Here is a 20,723-nt window from a genome sequence, read left to right on the forward strand (position 1 = left end):
GGGGAAAGACAAATGGGATTTAGAAAAGATTTTTTATGGGGTGGCGCAACAGCTGCTAACCAATGTGAAGGTGGCTATGATGAAGGTGGACGTGGATTAGCTAACGTTGATGTGGTACCAATCGGCGAGGATCGTTTTTCGGTTATTACAGGTCAAAAATCAATGCTTGAATTTGACGAAGAGCATTTTTATCCAGCAAAAGTAGCAATCGATATGTATCATCGTTATAAAGAAGATATTGCTTTATTCGCAGAAATGGGCTTTAAAACCTATCGCTTATCAATTGCTTGGAGTCGTATTTTTCCAATGGGTGACGAAAAGGAACCAAATGAAGAAGGTCTAAAATTTTATGAAGATGTGTTTAAAGAATGTCAAAAACATGGTATCGAGCCTTTAGTAACAATTACTCACTTTGATTGTCCAATGCATTTGATTAAAAAATATGGTGCGTGGCGCTCACGTGAAGTAGTTGGTTTCTATGAAAATTTATGTCGAGTAATCTTTAACCGTTATAAAGGATTGGTCAAATATTGGTTAACTTTTAATGAAATCAACATGATTTTACACGCACCGTTTATGGGCGCAGGTCTTGTTTTTGAAGAAGGCGAGAATGTTGAACAAGTCAAATATCAAGCAGCACATCACGAATTAGTAGCGAGTGCGATTGCAACGAAGATCGCACACGAAGTGGATCCGAACAATCAAGTTGGGTGCATGTTAGCAGCGGGCGCAAATTATCCTTACACATGTAAGCCGGAAGATGTTTGGGCATCACGTCAAGCAGATCGTGAAAATTATTTCTTCATTGATGTTCAATCACGTGGCGAGTATCCTGCTTATGCGCTAAAAGAAATGGCCCGTGAAGGCATCGAATTAAAAATGGAACCTGGCGATCTGGAATTACTGAAAGAACACACGGTAGACTTTATTTCCTTTTCTTATTACTCTTCTCGGGTATCAACAACAGATCCTGAATTATTAGAACAAACTGCAGGAAATATTTTTGCCTCTGTCAAAAACCCTTATTTAGAAGCAAGTGAATGGGGGTGGCAAATTGATCCATTAGGGTTAAGAATCACAATGAATGATATCTATGACCGTTATCAAAAGCCACTATTTATTGTTGAAAATGGGTTGGGCGCAGTAGATGAACCTGATGAAAACGGATATGTTGTCGATGATTATCGGATTTCTTATCTCGCTGCACACATCCAAGCCATGAAAGATGCTGTTGAGTTAGATGGTGTTGATTTACTGGGGTATACGACTTGGGGGTGTATCGATTTAGTATCAGCCGGAACCGGTGAAATGAAGAAACGTTATGGCTTTATCTATGTGGACCGTGATAACTATGGTGAAGGGACGTTAGCCCGTACGAAGAAAAAATCATTTGATTGGTATAAAAAAGTAATTGCCTCAAATGGTGAAGACTTAGCGAATGAATAATTAACTGAAAAGTCTATTGTTTTTGCGCCTTTTATTCGAGTATAATGTACATATTCGAAAAGGTAAGCAGAACAATAGACTTTTTTTGATGTTGGCTGTAAAGTAAGCTTACTTGATTTAAACGGAGGAATGTACATATGTATGATGTAATTGTCATTGGCGCAGGACCTGCTGGAATGACAGCTGCCTTGTATGCTTCACGCTCAAATTTATCAGTGGTGATGATTGAGCAAGGTGCGCCTGGTGGTCAAATGAATAACACAGCAGAAATTGAAAATTATCCAGGATTTGAGTCGATTATGGGACCAGATCTTGCGTACAAAATGTATGAAGGTGTTTCAAAGTTTGGCACAGAAAATGCTTATGGAATCGTCCAAGATATCAAAGATCATGGTACGTACAAAGAAGTCATCTGTGAAGACAAAACGTATGAAGGCAAAACGGTCATTATTGCTACTGGCTGTGTCCACCGCAAACTAGGTGTTTCTGGCGAAGAAGAGTATGCAGGACGTGGTGTTTCTTATTGTGCGGTCTGTGACGGCGCATTTTTCCGTAACAAACGATTAGTTGTTATCGGTGGCGGCGATTCTGCAGTTGAAGAAGCAATCTATTTAACACAATTTGCTTCTGAAGTTGTAATCGTTCATCGTCGTGATGAATTACGTGCGCAAAAAATCATTCAAGAGCGCGCTTTTGCAAATGAAAAAATTTCGTTTGTATGGGATACAGTTGTTGATGAAATCATTGGCAATGAAATGGTAGTAACAGGTGTTAAAGCGCATAATGTAAAAACAGGAAATGAAGTAGCTTTGGCCGCTGATGGCGTCTTTATCTATGTTGGTCTTGATCCTTTGACAGAACCATTCAAACAAGCTGGTTTAACGAATGCGGCTGGTTGGATTCCAACTGACCAAGAAATGAAAACAAATATGCCTGGTGTTTTTGCTGTAGGAGATGTGCGTGAAAAAGATTTGCGCCAAATCACAACAGCAGTTGGCGACGGCGGGATTGCTGGGCAACAAGTATTCAAGTATTTAGAAACTTTAGAAGAATCTACTACACAAGCATAAACTTATTATGTTAACAAAATAAAAAAGCGCAATCAAAAGTGTATCCTCATTTTTGGTTGGGCTTTGTTTTTATTTGTTCAATGAAAATCCTAGTTGGTATCATTTTTTCTCGTTGTGTCTTTCATCTGATCTTCGTGAATGCTATACTAAAACAGAATTCATATTTTAGAAAGAGGTGTTATTTTCATGTCTTGGGAACAAGTTTATGAACAATGGGCAAACGAAGTGAACCTAGAAGAAAATTTAAAACAGCAATTAACTATATTGAGTCAGGATTCTAAACAATTAGAAGATGCTTTTTACGCGCCTTTAGGATTTGGTACGGCAGGAATGCGTGGTATTTTAGGCCCTGGTATTAATCGTATGAATATTTACACAGTCCGTCAAGCAACAGAAGGACTAGCACGTTTCATGGATGCACAAGATCCTGAAACAAAACGTCGTGGCGTAGCGATCGCTTATGATTCACGTCATCAATCACCAGAATTTGCGATGGAGGCTGCAAAAACATTAGCCAAACATGATATTCCATCTTTTGTTTTTGAAAGTTTACGACCAACACCAGAATTATCTTTTGCTGTTCGCCACCTGAATGCGTTTACTGGGATCATGATTACAGCATCACATAATCCTGCTGCTTATAATGGGTATAAAGTTTATGGCGAAGATGGAGGACAAATGCCACCTGCTGATGCCGACGCATTGACTAAATATGTACGTGAAGTCAGCAATCCGCTAAAAGTTGAAGTAATGTCAGATGAAGAAGTGGAACACAGCGGTCTGATTTCAATTATTGGCGAAGAAGTAGACAATGCTTATTTAGAAGAAATGAAAGCTGTAACGATCGACCACGAATTGATCGAAGAAATGGGCAAAGACTTAAAACTAGTTTACACACCTCTTCATGGAACTGGGAAAATGTTAGGTGAAAAAGCCTTAAAACAAGCTGGTTTTGAACAATTTGTGTTAGTTCCTGAACAAGCAATCCCAGATCCTGATTTTACAACGGTTAAATCTCCAAATCCAGAAGAACACTCTGCTTTTGAGTATGCAATCCGTTTAGGTGAAAAAGAAGGCGCTGATTTGTTGATTGCAACAGATCCAGATGCCGATCGCCTTGGTGCTGCCGTTCGTTTACCTGATGGTTCGTATGAAGTATTAACAGGAAACCAGCTTGGGGCAATCATGATTCAATATATCTTAGAAGCACATCAAGCAAGAAATACGATGCCAGCGAATCCAGCAGTATTGAAATCGATCGTATCAAGTGAATTACCAACTGCGATTGCGAAAAACTATGGTGCAACGATGTTCAATGTACTAACAGGATTCAAATTTATAGCTGAGAAAATCCAAGAGTTTGAAGAAGACCATTCACATACATTTATGTTTGGTTTTGAAGAAAGCTATGGCTATTTAGTTAAACCATTTGTACGTGATAAAGATGCAATCCAAGCATTAGTTTTATTGGCCGAAGTTGCTGCTTTTTACAAGAAACAAGGAAAAACATTATATGATGGCTTACAAGCTATTTTTGAAACATATGGTTATTATGCAGAAAAAACGATTTCTGTTACTATGAGTGGTCAAGAAGGATCAGCTAAAATCGCAGCGTTAATGGAAAAATTCCGTCAAGAAGCACCAACTGAATTCGCAGGTGCCAAAGTATTGCAGACAGAAGACTTCAAGAAATTAACGAAAACAGATGCAGCTGGCAATGTCGAAGCATTAACGACACCGCCTTCTGATGTCTTGAAATATATGCTAGAAGAACAAGGTTGGGTAGCAATTCGACCTTCTGGTACAGAACCAAAGATCAAGTTCTACATTGGAGTTAAAGGAAACTCACAAGACGATGCTGAAGCAAAAATTGCAGCTTACGAAGCAAGCATCCAAGCAATTACAAAAGACTAAGGAATTTGAGACTGACGGAAAAAGTGGTAAACTTTAGAAGTCAGTCTTTTTAGATAGTTGGAGGTGAAGCCTTTGTCAGAGGTTCAAGGAACAAAAATTGAAAAAATCAGTCAGCTATTTAAAATGTTAAGCGATCCAACACGTTTAAAAATTTTATTGTATCTAAAAAATGGTGAACAAAATGTCACAGCCATCAGCCAAGCTGTCGAAATGGAACAATCTGCTGTTTCTCATCAGTTACGGTTACTTCGAGAAAATAAAATCGTTCGTTCTCGCCGTGAAGGAAAAGCGATTTTATATGTGTTGGATGACTCCCATGTTTTAGATATCTTAGAGCAGACTGTGAAGCATGTGGAGCATGACTAAGTCAAAAAATTTTAACAGTCAGTTATTTCAACAATAAAGATCAATGAAGTTTTATTAGAAAAAAAGTGAACCTAAATCGTTAGTGGATTTAGGTTCGCTTTTTTTAGTGTGAAATAAAAATCAGTGAATCAATCGGAAGTTTCAGAAGTCTCTGTTCCGTAATAGCTGTGGTCTTCTAATTCAAGAGCATTTAATATCAAGGAAGCTGTCTCTTCAATGGAAAGAGAGGCAACATTGATGACGACACATCCAAGCTTTTGGTAAAGATCATTTGCAAAATCTAATTCCGCACGAATTTTTTCAATATCAGAATAAGCAGTATCAGGATTTAATCCATAAGAACGCATACGTTCTTTACGAATGCTGTTTAAAATATCTGGATCATTAGTTAAACCTACAATTTTTTTAGGATCTACTTCCCATAATTGTTTTGGAATATGAGCTTGTGGAATCAAAGGCAAATTTGCAACCTTTAAATTTTTGTTGGCTAAAAATAAACTCAAAGGTGTTTTGGAAGTACGAGAAACGCCAAGTAAAACAACGTCTGCTTCTAAAAAACCACGAGGGTCTTTGCCATCATCGTATTTAACTGCAAATTCCATTGCTTTGATTCGTTTAAAATAGTTTTCATTCAATAAATGAAGTGCACCGGGTTGACGCGTGGGTTGAATCCCTGTTCGTCGTTCAATTTCAGCTACAGGTGGCGTCATGACATCGAAGCTGAACAATTCGTTTTCATCACAAAATGTTCGAGCTGTGTCGATCAATTCTTGATTGATCAAAGTGTGGAGCACGATAGCTTGCTCTGTCAATGCATCGTTTAATGCATTAAGCAATGTTTCTTTGTCAGTGACAAATGTTCGACGGAATAAATTGAACTCAACACTTGGGTATTGAGCCATTGTTGCTTGTGCTAACTTGGTCGCTGTTTCGCCAGCGGAATCAGAGATGACAAAAAAAGTAACTAATTCAGTTGAATCTGAAGCCATAAGAAAAACCTCACTTGCTTTTTTTTTTGCTTTATTATACCATACTCTGGAACGCGTACTTCGTAATCATTTTGATTTGGAGGAAGAGAAATGAAAAAGCAAACATTAATTGAACAATCTTTGGAAACACTCAAAAATAACGGATTTAAATACACGAAAAAAAGAGAAGCCTTATTGACTTACTTGGTAAAGCGTAACCGCTATGTCTCTGCTAAAGAAGTCTTTGACTATATGAATGAAACATTTAAAGGTGTAAGTTACGATACGATTTACCGAAACTTACATGATTTTGCTGAGCTGGATTTATTAGAAGAAACAGATCTGAATGGAGAAATGAAATTCCGCTTTCATTGTTGCCAGGGAGAAATCGGTCATCATCATCATTTTATCTGTACCGTATGTGGAAAGACAAAAGAAATCCACATGTGCCCAATGAACTATTTTGAAGAACAACTTGGGGGATGCACGATTGAAGGTCACCGATTTGAAATCTTTGGACGTTGCGAAGATTGTCAATGATTCAATAAAATAAAATAACAACTAATAAATCGAAAAAAAAGAAAGAACCCCTTGACGGTCAAAAGAGCATTAGCTATAATGTTTAAAGGACAGTTTGTTTTTTGGGATAATTATTTCAATAGCACTACGGTTACTTTTTAAGCTCGGAGGGAGGGAATTAACATGTCAAAAACAGTCGTTCGCAAAAACGAATCACTTGACGATGCTCTTCGTCGCTTCAAACGTTCCGTGTCAAAAGCGGGTACTTTACAAGAATCTCGTAAACGTGAATTCTACGAAAAACCAAGCGTGAAACGTAAGAAAAAATCTGAAGCAGCTAGAAAACGTAAAAAATTCTAGTTCTTTGATGAATTGGAGCTGGTAGTGTGTCACTACTAAGTAGATTGAACGATGACATGAAAGCAGCGATGAAGGCAAAAGAGAAAGAAACTTTGCAAGTCATTCGTATGATCAAGTCATCAATACAAAACGAGCAAATCAAAGTAGGCCACGACTTGACGGAAGATGAAGAATTAACAGTGTTGTCTCGCGAGATGAAACAACGTCGTGATTCTTTACAAGAGTTTGAGCAGGCAGGACGCGATGATTTAGCTGATAAAGTAAAAGGCGAAATTGTAATTGTCGAAAAGTATATGCCAGAACAACTTTCTGATGATGAAATTCGACAACTTGTTCAAGACGCTATTGCACAAACTGGTGCTTCATCTGTTAAAGAATTTGGCAAAGTAATGGGTGTTATCATGCCTAAAGTCAAGGGAAAAGCAGACGGAAATCAAGTGAATGCAATCGTTAAAGAACTATTACAAGCTTAATTTTGTAATCTGAACCGCAGACAGAAATGTTTGCGGTTTTTTTCTGTCGTTTGAAGAAAACAGGGGGAACAATTCTCGTTTTTTATTTGCTATATAGTTTTCTATGAGTGTGGTAAAATAGACAAGAAATGAAAGAGATAAAGGAGATGTCTATTTTTGACAGAAGAGTCCATTTCTTTAGAGATTAGATTAACAGCGGCTGACGATGCCAGCTTGCTTTTTGGTGCACACGATAAACATATCAAGCTCCTAGAAGATGCAACCAATACTGTTATCAATACTCGTGGTGAAACAATTCAACTAATTGGGACAAATGAACAAGTGAAATTGGCTAGTTCAGTGATCCGTACACTACAAGAATTGATCAAACGCGGGATCCATATCAGTACACCAGATGTGGTAGCTGCGATAAATATGGGACGAAAAGGTACCTTAGATTACTTCATCGAGATGTATGAAGAAGAAATTGTGAAAGACAGAAATGGCAAACCTATTCGGGTAAAAAATAGCGGACAAAAGAAATATGTTGAGTCTGTCAAACACCATGATGTCGTGTTTGGTATTGGCCCTGCTGGAACTGGGAAAACCTTCCTCGCCGTGGTGTTAGCAATTGCTGCTTTAAAAAAAGGCGAAGTCCAAAAAATTATCTTGACTCGACCAGCTGTTGAAGCAGGAGAAAATTTGGGCTTTTTACCGGGAGATCTGAAAGAAAAAGTGGATCCTTATTTACGTCCAGTTTATGATGCACTTTATCAAATCTTTGGATTAGAGCATACGAATCGTTTAATGGAACGAGGCGTAATTGAAATTGCACCTTTGGCGTATATGCGTGGTCGAACATTAGACGATGCGTTTGTTATTTTAGACGAGGCACAAAATACGACTGTGGCTCAAATGAAGATGTTCTTGACTCGTCTTGGGTACCAATCAAAAATGATTGTTAATGGAGATACTAGCCAAATCGACTTGCCAAGAGGGACGATGAGTGGTTTAGTTCATGCTGAACGTACGTTGAAGCAAATCAAAAAAATTGATTTTGTTAATTTTGAAGCCAGTGATGTTGTCCGACATCCAGTAGTTGCTGAAATTATTCAAGCGTATGAAAAAGCCGATCTTCATCAAGAATAAGCTTTGCTTAGGAGGATAAGCACATGTTGAATAAAACAATCCGGCAACTGCAGGCAAAATTAGGAAAAGCATTTTTGCCTTTGCTGTTAGCTGTGTTTTTTATAATCATTTGTGGGGTGACTTTTAGTAGTGTCAAACAAAAAGCAAATGATTTTAGAGAAGGACAAGTAGCTGAAGAAAGTATTCGTGCAACCAAAACGATTGAGAATACAGAAGAGACCGAGCAAAAGAGAAAGTTGGCAGCCGAAGCAGTCACACCAGAGTATACTTATCAGCAAGATTTGGCAGCTGATCAAAATGATCGAATCAAGCAACTATTTGATTTGATCAATAAAACAAATGATGCAATCGATAAGGCGTATGATGAAAAGGTCAAAAAGGCCAGTGATGATGCGAATATTCCCAAACCAACGATTGATGAAAGAATTGCAGCACTAAAGAAAAATTTCGAAACAGTAAATGTAGAGGATGTTGCATTTTATCAAAAATTACCTAGTAATTTTTACACGCTCATTTTCGGTATGACGGAAGATGAATTGTCGACTGTTCGTGATGAAAGTCTGAAATTGATTGATGAACAAATGAGCAAACAAGTAAGAGAAAGCGATGTTGACACATTCAAGCAAGAAGCACAAGATAAAATCCAATATCTCAATGTTACTTCTGCGCAACAACAAGTATTGAATTATTTAGTAGATCAAGGAATCGTAGTAAATGATGTACTTAATGAGAAGAAGACGGAAGAACTGAAAGCGAACGCACGTGAAGCTGTTCAGCCAGTGATGATTTTCCAAGGAGAAATCATTGTACGTGAAGGGAATCAAATTGATGCAGCTGCAATGAAAAAATTGGAATTGTTGGGATTGACCAATCAAACAACTTCGATCTTTCCGTTAGTTGCAATGATTTTAGCTGTGCTTCTGCAGATTATTGTCTTAGCCTATAATTCATTGCAATTTCAAGACTCAGACAAACGGACAGAATACGTCTTGTTCTATGTAACAGCAATGTCTTTAAGTATTATTATGATGAAGTTTTTCCAGTTATTCCAAACAGAACAAGCAACTTATATTCCACTGTTTTACCCGGCGGCGTTTACACCACTGGTCTTAAATTTCTTCCTTAATCGAAGAGCGGGGATTGTGGCGGCACTTTTCCAAGCTGTATCAGCGTTATTTATCTATTATGGTTCTATTGGGACAAATACCTTAACCGTGTTGTTGGTTTCCTATCTATTCTCAGGTTTGATGGGGACGATTGTTCGGCGACAACGAATTTCTGAACAAGGTATGCCCGCTGTTTTGTGGGTAATTGTTTTCCCAACACTGATGAATATTATTTTGATTGTTTATCAAGGCATGAGTTTTAGTGATGGAACGACTTGGTTGACTTTGGTTTGCGGAGTAACTGGTGCATTGTTATCTTTCTTATTAACAATGGGGTTACATCCTTACATTGAATTAATGGTGACAGATGATAGTGTGATCGTCTTAAATGAGTTGAGCAATCCAAATCATCCATTATTGAAACAATTACTAGAAGAAGCGCCAGGTACCTATCACCATAGTATGATGGTGGCGAATCTAAGTGCAAATGCGGTAGCAGAAATCGGTGGACGTTCGTTATTAACTCGAGTGGCTTGTTACTATCATGATATTGGAAAAATCAAACATGCTAGTTTTTTTGTTGAAAATTTACCGTCTGGGGCGGAAAATCCCCATAACTTCCTGTTGCCAGAAGATAGCAAACAAATTATTTTTGGTCATGTGACAGATGGTGCCAAAATTCTAGAAGAATATGGTATGCCTGAAATGGTCATTGATATTTGTAATCAACACCACGGGACAACATTGATGCGGTATTTTTATGTAAAAGCAAAAGAACGTAACCCAGAAGTCACAGAGGAACAGTTCCGCTATCCGGGACCAAAACCACAAACAAGAGAAGCTGGAATCGTCAATATTGCTGATAGCTGTGAAGCAGCTGTACGTGCAATGGATCATCCGACAGGTGAAAAAATCGAACAATTTGTTCATAATTTGATTGCAGAACGTATTGCAGACGGTCAGTTAGACGACACTGGCTTAACATTGAAAGAAATTCGTAAAGTTGAGAAATCATTGATCAGTGGATTAAGTAGTACGTTCCACTCTCGGATCAAGTATCCAAAAATGAAATCAGAAGCTGAAAAATTAAAAGAAGAACAAGCACGAACACAAGAATAATCAAAAAAGTGAGTAAAGAAAGAAGCGATGACTAATGGATATTACATTCATGGATGAAACAAACAAAGTATCTGAGGAGAAGATACAAGAAATCAATGAACTACTCCAGTTTGCAGCTGATTATTTAAAACTACCTGAAGAAACAGAAATGTCAGTGACATTCATGGACAATGATGCGATTCAAGTAATCAATCGTGATTATCGAGGAAAAGATGCGCCAACTGATGTCATCAGTTTCGCTTTAGAAGAAGAAGGCGAAGATGAAATCCCAGTTATTTTTGAAGATGGCGAGAATCCAATGCCGCGTGTCCTTGGCGACATCATGATCTCGATCGAACGAGCTGCTGAACAAGCCGAGTCCTATGGCCATTCATATGATCGCGAATTAGGTTTCTTAGCAGTACATGGTTTCTTACACATTAATGGATATGATCATATGACACCTGAAGACGAGAAAGAAATGTTTGGGCTACAGAAAGAGATATTGGATGCTTATGGACTTAAAAGATAAACAAGTTGAAAAAAATAAACATTTCATGACTTCAGTGGAATTTGCTATCCAAGGAGTAAAAACGGTTTTTGATGAAGAACGCAACATGAGAAAACATGTTGTGTTCGGCATCTTTGCATTGATTGCTGGCGCTTTTTTTCAACTGAGTCAGAATGAATGGCTGTGGTTGTTTTTAGCTATTTTTTTAGTATGGATCGTTGAAATTTTAAACACTGTTTTTGAAAATGTTGTCGATATGTTTACGGACTTTCATTTTCATCCGATTGGAAAGAAAATCAAAGACATGGCTGCCGGCGCTGTTTTATTGACGGCTTGCTTTGCAGTAATCGTCGGTTTGATTTTATTCGTTCCCAAAATCTATCAATTATTTTTTTAAAGAAAAAGGAGAAACCATATGCCAGAACATAAATCAGGATTTGTTGCCATTGTTGGACGCCCTAACGTTGGGAAGTCAACTCTTTTGAATCGCATCGTTGGCCAAAAAATTGCCATCATGAGTGACAAAGCACAAACAACTCGAAACAAGATTCAAGGTGTTTATACGACACCAGAAGCACAATTGATTTTTATTGATACACCAGGAATCCACAAACCAAAACATCGCTTGGGTGACTTTATGGTGGAAGCAGCTTACAGTGCATTGAAAGAAGTCGATGCTGTATTATTTATGATCAGTGCGGATCAAAAACGTGGACGTGGAGATGACTTTATTATTGAACGACTAAAGAATGTGACATCACCGGTTTATTTAGTAATCAATAAAATTGATAAGATCCATCCAGATGAGTTGCTAAGTATCATTGAAGATTATTCTTCACAGATGCCATTTGCTCAAGTAGTACCAATTTCTGCAACTGAGGGAAACAATGTGGATCGTTTGATGGAAACTTTAGTGGATGAAATGCCAGAAGGTCCACAGTATTTCCCAGAAGATCAAATAACGGATCATCCAGAATATTTTGTTGTTTCAGAACTGATTCGAGAAAAAGTACTTGTATTGACTCGTGATGAAGTCCCTCATTCTGTGGCAGTTGTTGTTGATTCAATGAAACGCAATGAGAATGATAAAATCCAAATTCAAGCAACCATCATTGTTGAACGTGATAGCCAAAAAGGGATCATCATTGGCAAAGGTGGAAAAATGTTGAAACAAATCGGTACAAAAGCGCGTAAAGATATTGAAAGCCTACTCGGGGATAAAGTTTTCTTGGAACTTTGGGTAAAAGTTCAAAAGGATTGGCGTGATAAAAAAGTCTATCTCCAAGACTTTGGTTACCGTAAAGACGAATACTAAAATCAGTAAAAAAGAAACGGATCTGGACAGGTAGCAATACTTTTTCCAGATTTCTTTTTTTGAGGAGGGGAATCGATTGAGTCAATTGGTTGAATCAAAAGGTTTGATTATTTCTAGTCGAAATTATAAAGAAAAAGATAAATTGGTCAAGATTTTTACAGAATCAGCGGGAAAAATGATGTTTTATGTCAAAGGCATCCATCGACAAAATCAACCATTAGCGCCTGCTATTCGACCATTTACTCAAGCTGTTTATATTGGCACATTTAAAAGTGATGGTCTATCTTTTATTACGAGTGTCAAAGATGTTCATGCCTATCGGAAAATTCAAGAAGATATTTTTTTGAGTGGTTACGGGACTTATTTATTGAGTTTGGTTGATGCAGCAATTGAAGATCATCAATATGATCCAAATCTTTTTCATTTTACACAACAAGCGCTGGAAAGAATGGATCAAGGTGATGATGCAGAAATTATCACCAATATTTTTGAAATTCAAATCTTACAACGATTTGGAATTGCACCTGTCTGGACACATTGTGCAATCTGTGGTGAAACGCAAGGAAAATTTGATTATTCTTCAAAATATGGTGGCGTGATTTGCGAACGTCATTGGTCACTTGATCAAAGAAGATATCATGCGGATCCTCGAGCTGTTTATTTTGCACGTCTGTTTTCTGCTCTTTCTTATGAAAGAATCAATGGCATCCATTTAAAAGAAGACACAAAACAAGCGATTCGTCAGTTGATTGATCAACTTTATGAGGAATATGTGGGCATCCATCTTAAAAGTAAGAAGTTTATTGATCAAATGAAATCGTGGGAACATGTGCTCAAACCATTAGAGAAAAAGGAAGATTCTTCAGCAACTGAACAAGAAAAAGGAGATGCAGAGTCCGAGATATCTTTGCCAGCTGATCCGACAGAAAATGAGTGAGCCAAGCAAACGAAGAAGATAGATTTAATTGATTATCAAAAAAATTTGACAAAAGAGTAATGAAACGGCTATTATTAACCGTAGATAAAATAGTACGTTGATCAAGAAGAGTAAAAAATACGTGGGTAAAAGCGAGTTCGGGAGAGTGAGAGCCGAATACGATCGATTTTTGAAGTGGCGCTTGGGAGTACGTGAAACGAAGCTGCCGAATATTTGTTCGGAAGTAGGGTGGAACCGCGAAGTTATTCGTCCCTATGTCTGTAGTCAGACATAGGGACTTTTTGTATTTTTAGGAGGAAATCAAGATGCAATTTGACATGGAAATTCCGGCAACAGAGTTTAAAGAAAACCAAATCAAAGTTCTTTCAAGTGTCGCATTAGCAGTCAGTGTTGTTGATGATCAAGAACAAGTGAAAGAAAGCTTTACCACCAGACCAGAAGAAACAATTTATTCAATTGCTGCACAATTAGCTGAGACAGACGTTGTTCGTGTGAAGTTGATTCCGGGTTCAGTCGTCGCATTTTATCCAGTCGTGCAAGCTTTGTAAGAAATGAAAGGGGTACTATACTATGAGCAAAAAATTAAGCGTTCAAGACATGATTTTAACATTACAAAAATTTTGGGCATCAAATGGTTGTATGCTAATGCAAGCCTATGACACAGAAAAGGGTGCCGGAACAATGAGTCCTTATACATTTTTACGCGCCATTGGACCAGAACCTTGGAATGCGGCTTATGTGGAACCTTCACGTCGTCCAGCAGATGGTCGTTACGGTGAAAATCCAAATCGTTTGTATCAACATCATCAATTTCAAGTAGTAATGAAGCCTTCACCAGAAAATATCCAAGAATTATATTTAGAAAGTTTGCGTTTATTAGGGATCGATCCATTAGAACACGATATTCGATTCGTTGAAGATAATTGGGAAAATCCTTCAATGGGTTGCGCTGGTGTTGGTTGGGAAGTTTGGTTAGACGGAATGGAAATCACACAATTTACGTATTTCCAACAAGTAGGTGGCTTACCTTGTAAACCAGTGACTTCAGAAATCACTTACGGTTTAGAACGTTTAGCATCTTATATTCAAGAAGTGGAAAGTGTCTATGATCTTGAATGGTCAGCAGGCGTAAAATATGGTGAGATTTTCAAACAACCTGAATATGAACATTCAAAATATTCATTTGAAGTCAGTGACCAAGAATTATTGTTACAAAATTTTGATCGTTTTGAAAAAGAAGCGAATCGATGTATTGATGAAAACCTTGTTCATCCAGCATATGATTATATTTTAAAATGTAGCCATACATTTAATCTACTTGATGCGCGTGGTGCCGTTTCAGTTACAGAACGTGCTGGATATCTTTCTCGAATCCGAAATATGGCTCGTGCTGTAGCAAAAATCTTTGTTGCGGAGCGTGAAAAATTGGGGTTCCCACTATTGAACAAGAACACAGCAAATCCAGAAACAGTTAAGGAGGCTGAATAAGATGGCAAAAGACTTATTATTGGAAATTGGACTAGAAGAAATGCCTGCTCATGTGGTCACACCAAGCATGAAACAATTAGAAGAAAAAACAGCAAAATTTTTAGATGAACATCAATTAACTTATGATTCAATCGAAACATTCTCAACACCGCGCCGTTTAGCAATCAAAGTAATAAATGTTCCTGAACGTCAAGCAGATAGTGAAGAAGAAATCAAAGGACCTGCTAAAAAAATCGCATTGGATGCTGATGGAAATTGGTCAAAAGCCGCTGAAGGATTCGTTCGTGGTCAAGGGCTAACAACAGATGATATTACTTTTAGAGAGTTAAAAGATGTGGAATATGTTTATGTGACAAAATACACTCATGGGAAACCTGCAATCGAAGTTTTAGCTGGGCTGGCAGATGTAATTAAAAGTTTAACTTTCCCTGTAACAATGCACTGGGCAAATTTTGATTTTGAATATATTCGACCAATTCATTGGATTGTCGCTTTGTTAGACGATGAAGTCATTCCATTTAGTGTGTTAGATGTTGAAACAGGGCGTGCTTCTCGTGGACACCGTTTCTTGGGTGAATCCATCACTTTTGATCATGCAAAAGAATATGAAGAAAAATTGAAGGAGCAATTTGTTATTGCTTCACCACAAAAAAGAGAAGCAATGATTGTTAGTCAAGCACAAAAATTAGCAGAAAAAAATCATTGGGTGATTGATCTAGATCCAGAATTACTTGAAGAAGTAAATAACTTGGTCGAATACCCAACTGTTTTTGCTGGTGACTTTGAAGAAAAATATCTTTCAGTACCAGAAGAAGTTTTGGTCACGTCAATGAAAGAGCACCAACGTTACTTTGAAGTTCGAAATGAAGAGGGAATGTTATTACCTCACTTTATTTCTGCTCGTAATGGGGACGCTGTAAAATTAGACAATGTGATCAAAGGAAATCAAAAAGTGTTAACTGCACGTTTAGAGGATGCTGAATTTTTCTACAATGAAGATAAAAAAGTCTCCATCGCAGAAGATGTAGAAAAACTAAAATCAGTTACTTTCCATGAAAAAATCGGTAGTATCTATGAAAAAATGCAACGTGTTCAAATCGCTGCACGCATCATTGGAGAAGAAGTCGGTTTGTCTGAAGCAGAGTTAACAGACCTTCAACGCGCTGCTGAAATTTATAAATTTGATTTAGTGACGAATATGGTCGGTGAATTCCCTGAGTTACAAGGAATCATGGGTGAAAAATATGCGTTACTTCAAGGTGAAAAACCTGCCGTTGCGAAAGCAATTCGTGAACACTATATGCCAATTTCAAGCGAGGGAGACTTACCAGAATCCGTTATTGGTTCTGTCTTAGCTGTGGCAGACAAGTTAGATAGCATCTTTTCTTTCTTCGCCGTAGGAATGGTACCAAGTGGATCAAACGATCCGTATGCTTTGCGTCGCCAAGCTTATGGTGTGGTTCGTATCGTAGAAGCAAAGGGATGGAGTTTCCCATTAGCTAAACTACAAGAAGTCATTGATGCAGAAATTAGCAAAGATCTCACACGTTTTGGCATTGACTTAACAAGTGGCCAAGGTGAAGTTCTTTCATTTATCAAAGGACGTCTACGTCAATTGTTAGTCACGAAAGAAATTCGTCATGATGTGATTGATGCGGTATTGAATGCAGAACAAAACGATTTAACAAAAGTCTTCAGCGCAGCACAATTATTCAAGGAGCATTTGAATGATTCGGATTTCAAACCTTCAATGGAAGCTTTGACGCGTGTCATCAACTTAGCGAAAAAAGCAGAAACAACAGAAGCTGGTGTAGTAGATCCAGCATTGTTTGAAAATGAAGCAGAAACAGCCTTGAATGAAGCGGTGAATGAGTTGAAAGCTAATTTTGCAACACAAACGTTGGGTGAAAGCTATGAAAGCTTAGTTGAATTACGTCCATTGATTGAGAAATATTTTGATGAAACAATGGTTATGGCAGAAGACCAAGCAGTACGTGCTAACCGTTTATCGCAATTGAAGGAAATTGCATTTATGGCATTATCTTTGGCGAGCTTGGATAAGATTATGACAAAATAAGGTTGTGAAAGAAGTGCCCAACTTCAATAAATAAGAATAAATTTTCGAAAATTGCTTCTCAAATTTTTGTGAAATTTAGGCTTATTTTGAAGGAGTTACTTCTTAAATACCGTGAACAAGGTTGTGATGCCAATCGTTCAGCTTTGAAAAAATAATGAGTAACGGACAAAGCAGCTTGCAATATTTTGAAGAGTACTTATACTTTTTCAAAAGTATATATAGTTGTTAGACCTGAGACAATGAGAATTGTCTCAGGTCTTTTGTATTTGAAGCTGTAAACGATATTACCTGATTTTTGTCAACTGGTATCAGTCTGGTACTTTTCTTAAATGAAAAAAAATCCTTGATAATACTGATAATAGATTATTTTTTTGAAAAAAAGGTTTGACAAAAAAGAAAAATATTTTTATTCTTGTCATGTGGTTATAACCAGTTAGAGAAAGGAAAAACAAATGGAGAGCTCAGGAAAAGGAAAATCTTTATACTATCAACTTGTTGATGTATTAAAAGATCGGATTGAAAAGCAGATGACAGCACATGATCAACTGCCATCTGAACGAGAATTATGTCAACATTACGGCGTTAGTCGTACGACTGTTCGCTTAGCTTTACAAGAATTAGAAACATTAGGCTATATTTATCGTCGCCATGGCAAAGGAACATTTGTATCCGACTTATCTGTGAAGTCATCCAACTTAGCAGGCGCATATAGCTTTACAGAGGCAATGAAAGAATTAGGCAGATTACCTAAGACAGTGATTTTAGAATTTCGTCAAATGGAAGCAACAAAAAAAATCGCCCAGGCGTTGAATATAACGCTTGGTGAACCAGTGTTTAAAATCAAACGATTACGTTTGGCAGATGCAGAACCATTAATGGTTGAACGTTCGTACTTACCAGTTAAATTATTTATGAATTTAGATTTACCCTTACTTGAAAGCAAACCCTTGTATGATGTCTTTTCGCAAGATTACGATCAAATCGTCCAGTTTGCAGATGAAGAATTTTATGCAAGCATTGTGCAAAAAAAAGATGCCGATTTATTACGCATCGCAGATAGTGCCCCTGTATTACATTTGATTCGGTCGACATACAATCACAAAAATGAAATTATCGAATATACAGACAGCGTTGCCAGAGCAGATCAGTTCCATTATAAAATCCGGCACGTGCGCAGTCATTAAGGAGGAAGTCAAATGCTTGAACAAAGAAAAGAGTTGGAAGAACGAGGTGCAGCAATCACAGCTGGTGAAATTCAACAGCAACCAGAATTATGGCAAGAAACAGTTGCAATCTTGAAAGAAAAAAAGGAAGAGCTCAAAGCATTTTTTGAAAAAATGAACGAATCAGCAAAAGGAAAACGTATTCGAGTAATTTTCACTGGAGCTGGAACGTCTCAGTATGTGGGGGATACGATTGTTCCTTATTTAAATGGACATGGTGATACACAAAAGTTTATTTTCCAAAGTATTGGAACCACTGATATTGTTGCTGCACCACAAGATTATTTGATTCCTGAAGAGCCCACATTACTTGTATCGTTTGCACGCAGTGGAAATAGTCCCGAAAGCTTAGCGGCAGTTGATCTCGCAAATCAAGTCGTTTCGACGATTTTTCATTTATCGATTACTTGTGCAGCAGAGGGAAGTTTGGCTAAAGCAGCAGAAAAGGATCCAAAAAACTTTTTATTATTGATGCCTGAAAGAGCCAACGATGCTGGTTTTGCAATGACTGGAAGTTTTACTTGCATGATGTTAAGTGCCTTATTGATTTTTGACCGAACAGCGGATGAAACGAAGGAGAAATATGTAACCGTTTTATCTAAAGTGGGTGAGAACATCTTAAGCAGAGTATCGGAGATTAAGGAATTGATTTCGCCAGATTTTCAAAGAATTGTTTATCTAGGATCAGGTAGCTTAGCAGGATTGGCAAGAGAAGCACAACTGAAAATTTTAGAATTAACTGCGGGAAAAGTCGCTACTAGTTTTGATTCTTCCATGGGCTTTCGTCATGGTCCTAAGTCATTCGTGAACGACGAAACGCTCGTTTTTGTATTCGTTAATAATCATCCTTACACACGAACCTATGATTTAGATATTTTGGAAGAAATTCACGGAGATAAAATTGCGAAACAAGCAATTGCGATTGCCCAACCTGGAAAGACAAACTATTCTGGTCAAACTTTTCAAATGGAAGAAACGGAAACTTGTTTACCTGATGGCTATTTGTCTTTAGCGATGATCTTAGTTGGCCAGTTGATCGCGTTGTGGACCTCAATCAAGATTGGGCACACACCAGATACACCTTCGCCAAGCGGAACCGTTAATCGAGTTGTTAAAGGAGTAACGATTCACAACTATCCTGAAAATATAGAGAAAAGAGGAGATAATAAGTGAACTTGACAACAGAAAAACAAGCAGCAATGAATCGATTATCCACAGAAACAGGGAAAATCAGTGCATTAGCAATTGATCAACGCGGCGCACTGAAAAAAATGATGCATGCACTGGGGATGGATGCAACAGCGGAACAAATCAGCGAATTTAAGACGCTCGTTTCAAGTGAGCTAACACCTTTTGCTTCAGCCATTTTGTTAGATCCAGAGTACGGGCTCTCTGCAGCGAAAGCTCGTGATGAACAAGCGGGTTTATTATTAGCTTATGAAAAAACGGGTTATGATGCAACGAAACCTGGTCGACTACCTGATTTACTCGAAGATTGGTCTGCTCTACGTTTAAAAATAGCGCAAGCAGATGCTGTCAAATTTTTATTGTATTATGACGTGGATGAAGACCCAGCAATCAACCATTTAAAACATGTTTTTGTTGAACGCTTAGGAAGTGAATGTGCCGGAGAAGATCGCCCCTTTTACTTAGAATTGGTTTCCTATGATGCAACAATTGCAGATAGTAACTCAATCGAATATGCGAAAATCAAACCCCATAAAGTCATTGAGATGATGAAAGAATTTTCACAACCAAATTATAAGGTAGACGTACTAAAAGTCGAAGTGCCAGTCAACATGAATTATGTTGAGGGTTTTGCTACTAATGAAACATGTTATACACAAGTCGAAGCGCAAGAATTCTTTAAGGAACAAAGTGAGGCAACAAGTTTACCATTTATTTTCTTAAGTGCTGGAGTGTCAACGAAATTATTCCAAGAAACACTGGTCTTCGCTCGTGAATCTGGTTCAGCCTTTAATGGTGTTCTTTGTGGTCGGGCAACTTGGAAAGACGGTGTAAAAGCTTATGTTGAGAACGGTCGAGCAGGCGCCATTGATTGGTTGCAAACAACTGGTCGAGCAAATATCGAGGAATTAAATGAGGTTGTGGAACGAACAGCAACCCCTTGGTATGAAAAAGCATAGCCGCTTCAATTTAACCAAGAAAAAGTAAGCGGTTTCGTTTACTTTTTATAATGGCATTACTTATTCAAAAACAGAAGGGAACGAAGAAAAATGGCAATTATTGGCGTACGAATTGATGGCAGACTGATTCATGGACAAGTAGCAAATTTGTGGACAACAAAACTAAATATCACACGAATCATGGTCGTAGATGATGAAGTAGCGACAAATGCAATCGAAAAAAGTGGTCTTAAGCTTGCTACACCAGCTGGAGTAAAGTTAAGCGTGTTACCAGTAGAAAAAGCAGCAGCTAATATTTTAGCTGGTAAGTATGATTCGCAACGACTACTGATTGTTGCGAAGAAGCCAGATCGTTTATTAAAGTTAGTTGAGTTAGGTGTTCCTTTGACAGAAATCAATGTTGGGAACATGTCTCAAACAGATGAAACTCGTTCCATTACTAAGTCAATCAATGTTGTTGATGAAGATGTATCTGTATTTAAACAATTAGCAGCTAAAGGAGTACATCTGATTGCTCAAATGGTTCCAAGTGACAAGGCTGAAGACTTTATGAGTCTGTTAACAAAATAGGAGGAAT

21 protein-coding genes are annotated in these 20,723 nt (G+C 37.8%); 20 read left to right on the forward strand and 1 reads right to left on the reverse strand.

Annotated elements, in window-relative coordinates; all coding sequences use genetic code 11:
- Positions 1–12 precede the first annotated feature (12 nt).
- The 4 genes from DOK81_RS07460 to DOK81_RS07475 all read left to right on the forward strand — a co-directional run bounded on the left by DOK81_RS07460 (position 13) and on the right by DOK81_RS07475 (position 4,796).
- On the forward strand, positions 13–1,446 hold the full coding sequence (locus DOK81_RS07460; RefSeq protein WP_206909730.1) for a 6-phospho-beta-glucosidase: 1,434 nt from the start codon (positions 13–15) through the stop codon (positions 1,444–1,446).
- A gap of 137 nt (positions 1,447–1,583) precedes the next feature.
- The gene (gene trxB, locus DOK81_RS07465; RefSeq protein ID WP_206909733.1) at positions 1,584–2,516 is read left to right on the forward strand and encodes a thioredoxin-disulfide reductase; all 933 of its coding nucleotides are present in this window, start codon (positions 1,584–1,586) and stop codon (positions 2,514–2,516) included.
- A 186-nt stretch (positions 2,517–2,702) separates the two neighbouring features.
- The gene (locus tag DOK81_RS07470; protein WP_206909735.1) at positions 2,703–4,430 is read left to right on the forward strand and encodes a phospho-sugar mutase; all 1,728 of its coding nucleotides are present in this window, start codon (positions 2,703–2,705) and stop codon (positions 4,428–4,430) included.
- A gap of 72 nt (positions 4,431–4,502) precedes the next feature.
- On the forward strand, positions 4,503–4,796 hold the full coding sequence (locus DOK81_RS07475) for a metalloregulator ArsR/SmtB family transcription factor (protein WP_067483865.1): 294 nt from the start codon (positions 4,503–4,505) through the stop codon (positions 4,794–4,796).
- A gap of 128 nt (positions 4,797–4,924) precedes the next feature.
- Here DOK81_RS07475 and DOK81_RS07480 read toward each other — a convergent pair whose 3' ends face one another.
- A complete protein-coding gene (locus tag DOK81_RS07480; protein ID WP_206909736.1) occupies positions 4,925–5,785 on the reverse strand; it encodes a pyruvate, water dikinase regulatory protein in 861 nt (286 codons plus the stop codon).
- A 90-nt stretch (positions 5,786–5,875) separates the two neighbouring features.
- Between DOK81_RS07480 and DOK81_RS07485 the strand changes: the two genes are divergently transcribed.
- The 16 genes from DOK81_RS07485 (at position 5,876) to DOK81_RS07560 (ending at position 20,716) form a co-directional block, all read left to right on the forward strand.
- On the forward strand, positions 5,876–6,304 hold the full coding sequence (locus tag DOK81_RS07485; RefSeq protein WP_067483869.1) for a Fur family transcriptional regulator: 429 nt from the start codon (positions 5,876–5,878) through the stop codon (positions 6,302–6,304).
- Between the two features lie 162 nt (positions 6,305–6,466).
- Positions 6,467–6,643, forward strand: a complete 177-nt coding sequence (rpsU, locus tag DOK81_RS07490; RefSeq protein WP_002356740.1) for a 30S ribosomal protein S21 — start codon at positions 6,467–6,469, stop codon at positions 6,641–6,643.
- A 26-nt stretch (positions 6,644–6,669) separates the two neighbouring features.
- A complete protein-coding gene (locus DOK81_RS07495; protein WP_206898463.1) occupies positions 6,670–7,116 on the forward strand; it encodes a GatB/YqeY domain-containing protein in 447 nt (148 codons plus the stop codon).
- A gap of 156 nt (positions 7,117–7,272) precedes the next feature.
- A complete protein-coding gene (locus tag DOK81_RS07500; protein WP_206909738.1) occupies positions 7,273–8,244 on the forward strand; it encodes a PhoH family protein in 972 nt (323 codons plus the stop codon).
- 23 nt (positions 8,245–8,267) lie between these two features.
- Positions 8,268–10,469 (forward strand): HDIG domain-containing metalloprotein, encoded by a 2,202-nt coding sequence (locus DOK81_RS07505; RefSeq protein ID WP_206909740.1) that lies wholly within the window; start codon positions 8,268–8,270, stop codon positions 10,467–10,469.
- 34 nt (positions 10,470–10,503) lie between these two features.
- Positions 10,504–10,980 carry an rRNA maturation RNase YbeY gene (gene ybeY, locus DOK81_RS07510; protein ID WP_206909742.1) on the forward strand — a complete coding sequence of 159 codons (477 nt, stop codon included), beginning with the start codon at positions 10,504–10,506 and terminating at the stop codon, positions 10,978–10,980.
- On the forward strand, positions 10,964–11,356 hold the full coding sequence (locus tag DOK81_RS07515; protein ID WP_206909744.1) for a diacylglycerol kinase family protein: 393 nt from the start codon (positions 10,964–10,966) through the stop codon (positions 11,354–11,356). The genes ybeY and DOK81_RS07515 overlap by 17 nt, the downstream gene beginning before the upstream one ends.
- An 18-nt stretch (positions 11,357–11,374) precedes the next feature.
- Complete coding sequence (gene era, locus DOK81_RS07520) at positions 11,375–12,274, forward strand: GTPase Era (RefSeq protein WP_067483882.1); 900 nt, start codon at positions 11,375–11,377, stop codon at positions 12,272–12,274.
- Between the two features lie 76 nt (positions 12,275–12,350).
- Complete coding sequence (gene recO / locus DOK81_RS07525; protein ID WP_206909746.1) at positions 12,351–13,211, forward strand: DNA repair protein RecO; 861 nt, start codon at positions 12,351–12,353, stop codon at positions 13,209–13,211.
- Positions 13,212–13,516: 305 nt separating this feature from the next.
- The gene (locus DOK81_RS07530; protein ID WP_206909748.1) at positions 13,517–13,759 is read left to right on the forward strand and encodes a hypothetical protein; all 243 of its coding nucleotides are present in this window, start codon (positions 13,517–13,519) and stop codon (positions 13,757–13,759) included.
- Positions 13,760–13,781: 22 nt separating this feature from the next.
- On the forward strand, positions 13,782–14,699 hold the full coding sequence (gene glyQ, locus DOK81_RS07535) for a glycine--tRNA ligase subunit alpha (protein WP_206909750.1): 918 nt from the start codon (positions 13,782–13,784) through the stop codon (positions 14,697–14,699).
- 1 nt (position 14,700) lies between these two features.
- Positions 14,701–16,776: a glycine--tRNA ligase subunit beta gene (glyS, locus tag DOK81_RS07540; protein ID WP_206909752.1), complete on the forward strand. Its 2,076-nt coding sequence runs from the start codon at positions 14,701–14,703 to the stop codon at positions 16,774–16,776.
- Positions 16,777–17,228: 452 nt separating this feature from the next.
- Positions 17,229–17,960, forward strand: coding sequence for a GntR family transcriptional regulator (locus DOK81_RS07545; RefSeq protein WP_206909754.1), 732 nt, complete (start codon positions 17,229–17,231; stop codon positions 17,958–17,960).
- Positions 17,961–17,972: 12 nt separating this feature from the next.
- Positions 17,973–19,172, forward strand: a complete 1,200-nt coding sequence (locus DOK81_RS07550) for an SIS domain-containing protein (RefSeq protein ID WP_206909756.1) — start codon at positions 17,973–17,975, stop codon at positions 19,170–19,172.
- A gap of 2 nt (positions 19,173–19,174) precedes the next feature.
- The gene (gene lacD / locus DOK81_RS07555; RefSeq protein WP_206909774.1) at positions 19,175–20,146 is read left to right on the forward strand and encodes a tagatose-bisphosphate aldolase; all 972 of its coding nucleotides are present in this window, start codon (positions 19,175–19,177) and stop codon (positions 20,144–20,146) included.
- Positions 20,147–20,236: 90 nt separating this feature from the next.
- Positions 20,237–20,716, forward strand: coding sequence for a PTS sugar transporter subunit IIB (locus DOK81_RS07560; protein WP_206909757.1), 480 nt, complete (start codon positions 20,237–20,239; stop codon positions 20,714–20,716).
- The last annotated feature ends 7 nt before the right edge of the window (positions 20,717–20,723 follow it).

Origin of the sequence: Enterococcus sp. DIV0660C (assembly GCF_017316125.1) — a bacterium.
Lineage (GTDB): Bacteria > Bacillota > Bacilli > Lactobacillales > Enterococcaceae > Enterococcus_B.

Coding starts and splice junctions, on each gene's coding strand:
- trxB (WP_206909733.1), top strand. CDS start 1,584: ATGTATGATGTAATTGTCATTGGCGCAGGACCTGCTGGAATGACAGCT.
- DOK81_RS07545 (WP_206909754.1), top strand. CDS start 17,229: ATGGAGAGCTCAGGAAAAGGAAAATCTTTATACTATCAACTTGTTGAT.
- glyQ (WP_206909750.1), top strand. CDS start 13,782: ATGAGCAAAAAATTAAGCGTTCAAGACATGATTTTAACATTACAAAAA.
- rpsU (WP_002356740.1), top strand. CDS start 6,467: ATGTCAAAAACAGTCGTTCGCAAAAACGAATCACTTGACGATGCTCTT.
- DOK81_RS07470 (WP_206909735.1), top strand. CDS start 2,703: ATGTCTTGGGAACAAGTTTATGAACAATGGGCAAACGAAGTGAACCTA.
- DOK81_RS07515 (WP_206909744.1), top strand. CDS start 10,964: ATGGACTTAAAAGATAAACAAGTTGAAAAAAATAAACATTTCATGACT.
- era (WP_067483882.1), top strand. CDS start 11,375: ATGCCAGAACATAAATCAGGATTTGTTGCCATTGTTGGACGCCCTAAC.
- DOK81_RS07480 (WP_206909736.1), bottom strand. CDS start 5,785: ATGGCTTCAGATTCAACTGAATTAGTTACTTTTTTTGTCATCTCTGAT.
- DOK81_RS07560 (WP_206909757.1), top strand. CDS start 20,237: ATGGCAATTATTGGCGTACGAATTGATGGCAGACTGATTCATGGACAA.
- DOK81_RS07530 (WP_206909748.1), top strand. CDS start 13,517: ATGCAATTTGACATGGAAATTCCGGCAACAGAGTTTAAAGAAAACCAA.
- DOK81_RS07485 (WP_067483869.1), top strand. CDS start 5,876: ATGAAAAAGCAAACATTAATTGAACAATCTTTGGAAACACTCAAAAAT.
- DOK81_RS07550 (WP_206909756.1), top strand. CDS start 17,973: ATGCTTGAACAAAGAAAAGAGTTGGAAGAACGAGGTGCAGCAATCACA.
- ybeY (WP_206909742.1), top strand. CDS start 10,504: ATGGATATTACATTCATGGATGAAACAAACAAAGTATCTGAGGAGAAG.
- glyS (WP_206909752.1), top strand. CDS start 14,701: ATGGCAAAAGACTTATTATTGGAAATTGGACTAGAAGAAATGCCTGCT.
- DOK81_RS07460 (WP_206909730.1), top strand. CDS start 13: ATGGGATTTAGAAAAGATTTTTTATGGGGTGGCGCAACAGCTGCTAAC.
- DOK81_RS07505 (WP_206909740.1), top strand. CDS start 8,268: ATGTTGAATAAAACAATCCGGCAACTGCAGGCAAAATTAGGAAAAGCA.